The following is a 5,450-nucleotide window of genomic DNA, read 5'->3' on the forward strand; positions in this document are numbered from 1 at the left end:
CAGCGATCAGTGGGCACAGCGCAAGCGCGCCTTGACCGGACGGTCGTCGTCGCGGTGGGCGGGCAGCATCACGAAGGCGACGCACGATCAGTGGGTCGAACTGGGTCAGCAGATCGATGCTGCGCAGGGCGAAGTAGTTCTCGGTGCGGGGGCTGTAGGCCCGGGGTGTGCGGTAGTACTCCCAGCCGTCGAACACGTGCCGGGTCAGGCTGCGCTTGACGTCCCCGCGCTCGGGGTTGTCCGGGTGGATCGGCATCCGGGTCACCTCGCCGGTCCGCGCCTCCTCGCTGCGGGCGGCGCCGGAGCGGTCCAGCAGGGCGCTCAGTTCGGCCGGTGTCTGGCCGCCGGCCAGGCCGTCCCGGAACCAGCTTCCCTCGTCGGCGGCGCTGACCGTGGCGACGGCCCTGATCCGGCGCTCGGTCGCGGACGCGGCGACCGTGTAGCCGCCGGCGGCGCAGATTCCGAGCGCGCCGATCCGGTTCGCGTCCACCTCGTCACGGGTGGTGAGGAAGGTGACGGCGTTCTTGATGTCCTCGATGCGCTGGAAGGGGTTCTCCAGGAACCGCGGCTGCCCCTCGCTCTCGCCCCAGTGCGCGGAGTCGTAGGCGAGAGCCACGAACCCCTCACGGGCGAGCCGCTCGGCGTACAGGCCGGCGGTCTGTTCCTTGACACCGGTCATGGGGTGGGAGACGACGATCGCGGGACGCGGGCCGTCGGCGGGCTGGTCGGGGGTGTACAGATGTCCGGCGAGCTTGAGGCCCGCGCTGTCGAAGGTGACGTCGGTACGCATCGCTGATGCTCCTTGCACAAGGCGGTCAGGATTCCGGATCGGCCGGTCCGGCCAGGTCCCGCGGACTGCGGGACCCGGGCGGGTCAGCCGGTCACACATCCAGATTCACCGGCTCGCGAGACCTGTTCCAGAGACCAGGGAAGCTATGGAAGCCAGTACCAGGCAGCCGGCACCGCACACGACGGACACTGGCCGTATGGCCGACCGCAGTGCTTCCACCGACCGCAATGAGCTGGGCGAGTTCCTACGCGCCCGCCGCGCCGCAATCGACCCCGGGCAAGCGGGCCTGCCCGGCGACATGGGGCCGCGCCGGGTGCCGGGCCTACGCCGCGAGGAACTCGCCCACCTCGCCCACGTCAGCTTCGACTACGTCGTCCGCCTGGAACAGGGCCGCACCCGCCGGGTCTCCCGCTCGGTCCTGGACTCCCTGGCCGACGCGCTCCGGCTCACACCGGACGAACGCGACTACCTCTTCAGCCTGGCCGACGTCACCGCGGAAAGCCCGGCCCGCGCTCCGGGCCGCCCCGACGTGGCCCCGCAGCTGCGAGTGCTCCTCGACAACATGCACGACATCCCGGCCATCGTCCTGCACCGCCGCATGGACATCCTGGCCTGGAACCGCGCCGCGGCGGCCCTGCTGGGTGATTTCCGGGCCCTGCCGGTCCCACACCGCAACATCATCCGGATGACCTTCCTCGACGACGGGTTCCGGTCCCTGTACGTGGACTGGCCGCGGGTGGCCCGGGAATGCGTGAGTGTGCTGCGCCGGGAAGCGGGCCACCATCGCGACGACCCCGACCTCACCGCCCTGATCACCGAACTGAACGACCGTGACCCGGACTTCCGCCGCTGGTGGGCCGACTACCAGGTCGCGGGCCCCAGTCAACTCGTCAAACGCCTGCACCACCCCGCGGCGGGCAGCCTCACGGTCGACGTCCAGCAGCTCTCCGTCGACACCGCCCGCGACCAGCTCCTGGCCGCCTACACAGGACACGACACCGAGTCCCGGCAGGCCCTGCGCTTCCTCCTCCAGTGGGCCGGAGAACGGGCGTAGGGGGCGGTGTCGGCGCTCCCGGCGTGGCTCCGGACGTTGCGGCGGGCGTTGCGGCGGGCATCGAAGGAGAGCCGCTATCATCCCGCTTGTGGAACGTTCCCAAAATGAATCGCCAACCATCGTCGTATGGGACCTCGGCGGCGTCCTGGCCCCGTCGGGCCGCGCCCTGGGCGCGCTGGCCGCTGCTCTCGACCTGCCCGAATCCGACCTCGCCGACCCGTACTGGGCCTACCGCGACGCCTACGACCTGGGCGGTTCTCCCGATGAGTACTGGCACTGGATCGCAAAGGATCTGGGGCGTCCGCTGAACAAGGCATGGGTCGACCGGCTCGACCGTATCGACACCGAGTGCTGGACAGCCCTCGGGCCCGACGCCGGCGAACTGCTCACCCGGCTGACGGGCCACGGAATACCGTTGGGGGTCCTGTCCAACGCACCGGCCTCGCTGGCGAAGGCGGTCCGCGGGGCCCCGTGGAGCGGCCTCTTCGAGACACTGGTCTTCTCCTCCGATCTCGGGCTGATGAAACCGGACCCGCTCGTCTACCGGGGCGCGGACGAACGCCTCGGCCGCGCCTCCTCGGATGTCGTGTTCTTCGACGACCGGCGGGAAAATGTCGCGGCGGCCCGCGCCCACGGCTGGCGCGCCCACCTGTGGACGGGAGCCGAAACGGCCGCGGATGTGCTCGCCCGGGAGGGTGTGTTCGATGGCTGACCGGCCGCGCAACCCGACGATCATCGACGTGGCCCGGCTGGCCGGGGTGTCCAAGTCGGTGGTGTCCCGGGTCGTCTCGGGGCGCGGCAGCGTAGGAGCGGAGACCCGGCGGCGGGTGCTGCGGGCCGCGGAGGAACTGGGCTACGTCGTCAATGCCGTGGCCCGGGCCATGGTCGCCCACCGGACCTACACCGTCGGGGCGTTCGTCCGCGACGCGGCGACTCCCTTCTACGGTCACCTTCTCACCGCGATGCAGGAGCGCGCGGCGTTCCACGGCTATCGGGTCGTCACCGCGACGGGCTCCGGCGGGTTCGAAGTGAGCGACGAGTACCGGGCGTTGGAGACCCTCGCGATGCTGCGGGTCGAGGCGTTGATCGTGTGCAGCGGGCTGCTGCCGAGCGAGCAGATCCTGCCGTTCGCCGCCCGGTTGCCCACCGTGGTGGCGGGGCGGCCGGAAACGCATCCGAGCATCACCAGTGTCTACTGCGACGAGGACGAGGGAGGCACCGCGCTGGCGGGCCACCTCCTCGATCTGGGGCATCGTGAGGTCGCGGTGGTCACCGTGCCGTTCAGCGGCTCCGTGACCCTGGGGCCACGGACAGCGGCCATGACCCGCCGCCTGCGGGAGCGCGGAGCGCGCGTGCTCGAAATACCGGGGCCGCATCGGGAGACGGCCGGCGCGTGGGCGACCGAAGTGCTGCGGCATCCCGAGATCACCGCCGTGATGGCCCCCAGCGACCGGCACGCGATCGCCCTGATGGAACAACTCCGCCTGCGGGATGTGGCCGTACCCGAACGGCTGTCGGTGACGGGCTACGACGGCATCGGAGACCTGACGACGTCCCTGATCGGGCTGACGCACTGGCGCCAGCCGATCGACCTCATCGGCAGCCGGGCCGTGGACGCCGTCGTGCGGTTGCTCGACGGCGAGCAGCCGCCCGACCATCACCAGAGGCTGAACGGCACGCTGGTGGTGGGCCGCACGACCGCTCCGCCAACCGGCTGACCCGCTCTTTGCGGATTGTTCATCCGAAGGCTACTGCGTTCGCCGGACCCCGAGTGGGAACGTTCCACACATGATTGGGAACGTTCCACTCCACCGCGGCGCAGCACGCCGCAGGGTCTGGCTCCCGCGCGGCTTCGCAGGTCCGCTCATGGTCCTGCCGTGCGTCGGCCTGCTGCTCGTCTTCGCGTACTGGCCGGTCGTCCGCGGTGTCGTCCTGAGCCTGTACGGCAACGATCTGCTGGGCGATCCGACGCGGTTCGTCGGCCTCGGCCAGTACGCCGAGCTGTTCACCGATCCGGAGCCGCGCCGGGCGCTGCTCATCACGGTGGTGATAGCCGGGCTCAGCGTGCTGCTCTCCGTGGGCGGCGCGCTCGCCGCGGTGCTCCCGCTGCGCCGGGCCGCGCGGAGGCCGCGGGCCGTGGTGTCGGTGCTGCTGTCCATGCCGTTCGCGTACTCGGCGGCGGCGTCGGCGGCCGTCTTCGCGGGCCTGTTCGCGCCGGCGGTCGGAACCCTCAACCAGTTGCTGGCCCACGTCGGGCTCACCGGACCGGAGTGGCTGCGCTCTCCGGAATGGGCCGTTCTCTCCGTGTCGATCGCCACCGCATGGTACGAGTTCGGGTTCGCCTTCCTCGTCCTGCTGGCCGCGATGACCCAACTCGACCAGCACGTCATCGAGGCCGCGGCGCTGGACGGCGCGTCGGGGCTGCGGCTGGCGCGGTCGGTGATCATCCCGATGCTCCGGCCGAGCCTGATATTCCTCCTGGTCACCCAGACCATCAGCGGACTGCAGGTGTTCACCCAAGTCCAGGTCCTCACCCGGGGCGGCCCGGCCAACGCGACGTCGACGCTGGTCTTCGAGCTGTACCAGCGCGCCTTCGGCGAAGCGCTCCCCCACGTCGGCTCGGCCTCGGCCCTGGCCGTGGTCCTGCTGCTCCTCGTCCTGCTCATCACCGCGATCCAGTTCCGGGTACTGAGGAGGTGGGCATGACACGCCGTCACGCGGCTTCGCTGCTGCGCTGGCTGTGGCTGGGCGCCGTGGTCGTGATCGTCGCGTTCCCCGTCTACGCCACCGTCGTCACCGCTCTGCTGCCCCCGGCCGACGTGGCCGCCGGCCGACTCGTCCCCAGGCCGGACCGGCTCACCCTGGACAACGTGCGCACAGTCCTGGGCACCGCGCCGCTCGCCCAGCAGTACATGGTCAGCGTGGCCGTCACCGCCCTGCAGGCCGCCGCCCAGTTGGCCACGGCCGCGCTCGCCGCGTACGCGCTCGTCTTCCCCCGCTGGCGCGGCCGCGGCCTCGCCTTCGCCCTGGTGCTGGCCACCCTGGCCTTCCCCGGGGAGAGCCTGGTGATCCCCAACTTCCAGCTCGTCAGCGGGCTCGGGCTGCGCGACACCGTGCTCGGTATCGTCATCCCGTACCTGGCCGCCGGATATGCGGTCTTCCTTCTCCGCCAGGCGTTCCTCGCGCTGCCGCGGGAGGTCTGGGAGGCCGCCCGCATGGACGGCTGCGGTGACCTGCGCGCGCTCGTGCTCGTCGTCCTGCCCATGGCGCGGCCGCAGTTGATCACGGCGGCGATGTGGTGCGCCCTGTCGGCGTGGAACGGCTACTTCTGGCCGCTGCTCATCACCGACTCCCCCCAGCGCCGCACCATCCAGGTCGGTCTCGCCCAACTCGTCGTCGACCAGGTCACCGCACCGGCCGTCATCTACGCCGGCACCCTCCTGGTCCTGCTGCCGACCCTGCTCCTCGTCCTGTTCGGCCAGCGCTTCCTGGTCCGGGGCCTGGCGGCACGGGTCACCACGTAGGTCTTGTCCGGCCGGGGGGGGGCGGGCCCCGGAGACCCGGCCGCCCAGACCTAGACATTGTGATATTAAAAAAAACCATCCC

At 71.0% G+C, this 5,450-nt stretch carries 5 protein-coding genes and 1 pseudogene; 5 read left to right on the forward strand and 1 reads right to left on the reverse strand.

Going from position 1 to position 5,450, the window contains the following annotated elements; genetic code table 11:
* Nucleotides 1-409: 409 nt before the first annotated feature.
* Nucleotides 410-889: pseudogene (locus ACFRKB_RS38455) on the reverse strand (alpha/beta hydrolase); the annotation flags it as partial.
* Between the two features lie 97 nt (nucleotides 890-986).
* On the opposite strand from ACFRKB_RS38455, the gene ACFRKB_RS38460 reads away from it, so the two are divergent.
* The 5 genes from ACFRKB_RS38460 (at nucleotide 987) to ACFRKB_RS38480 (ending at nucleotide 5,368) form a co-directional block, all read left to right on the forward strand.
* Nucleotides 987-1,844, forward strand: coding sequence for a helix-turn-helix transcriptional regulator (locus tag ACFRKB_RS38460; RefSeq protein ID WP_383111238.1), 858 nt, complete (start codon nucleotides 987-989; stop codon nucleotides 1,842-1,844).
* A gap of 88 nt (nucleotides 1,845-1,932) precedes the next feature.
* Nucleotides 1,933-2,556 carry an HAD-IA family hydrolase gene (locus tag ACFRKB_RS38465; RefSeq protein ID WP_383111239.1) on the forward strand — a complete coding sequence of 208 codons (624 nt, stop codon included), beginning with the start codon at nucleotides 1,933-1,935 and terminating at the stop codon, nucleotides 2,554-2,556.
* A complete protein-coding gene (locus ACFRKB_RS38470) occupies nucleotides 2,549-3,562 on the forward strand; it encodes a LacI family DNA-binding transcriptional regulator (protein WP_383111240.1) in 1,014 nt (337 codons plus the stop codon). The genes ACFRKB_RS38465 and ACFRKB_RS38470 overlap by 8 nt, the downstream gene beginning before the upstream one ends.
* A gap of 148 nt (nucleotides 3,563-3,710) precedes the next feature.
* Complete coding sequence (locus ACFRKB_RS38475; RefSeq protein ID WP_383111241.1) at nucleotides 3,711-4,550, forward strand: carbohydrate ABC transporter permease; 840 nt, start codon at nucleotides 3,711-3,713, stop codon at nucleotides 4,548-4,550.
* Nucleotides 4,547-5,368, forward strand: coding sequence for a carbohydrate ABC transporter permease (locus ACFRKB_RS38480; protein ID WP_383111242.1), 822 nt, complete (start codon nucleotides 4,547-4,549; stop codon nucleotides 5,366-5,368). The genes ACFRKB_RS38475 and ACFRKB_RS38480 overlap by 4 nt, the downstream gene beginning before the upstream one ends.
* Nucleotides 5,369-5,450: the final 82 nt, after the last annotated feature.

Origin of the sequence: Streptomyces scopuliridis (genome assembly GCF_042790125.1) — a bacterium.
Classification (GTDB): domain Bacteria; phylum Actinomycetota; class Actinomycetes; order Streptomycetales; family Streptomycetaceae; genus Streptomyces; species Streptomyces scopuliridis_A.

Bases quoted from the DNA above. Each gene is read 5' to 3' on its own strand.
- ACFRKB_RS38475 (WP_383111241.1), top strand. From the start codon at position 3,711: ATGGTCCTGCCGTGCGTCGGCCTGCTGCTCGTCTTCGCGTACTGGCCG.
- ACFRKB_RS38480 (WP_383111242.1), top strand. From the start codon at position 4,547: ATGACACGCCGTCACGCGGCTTCGCTGCTGCGCTGGCTGTGGCTGGGC.
- ACFRKB_RS38460 (WP_383111238.1), top strand. From the start codon at position 987: ATGGCCGACCGCAGTGCTTCCACCGACCGCAATGAGCTGGGCGAGTTC.
- ACFRKB_RS38470 (WP_383111240.1), top strand. From the start codon at position 2,549: ATGGCTGACCGGCCGCGCAACCCGACGATCATCGACGTGGCCCGGCTG.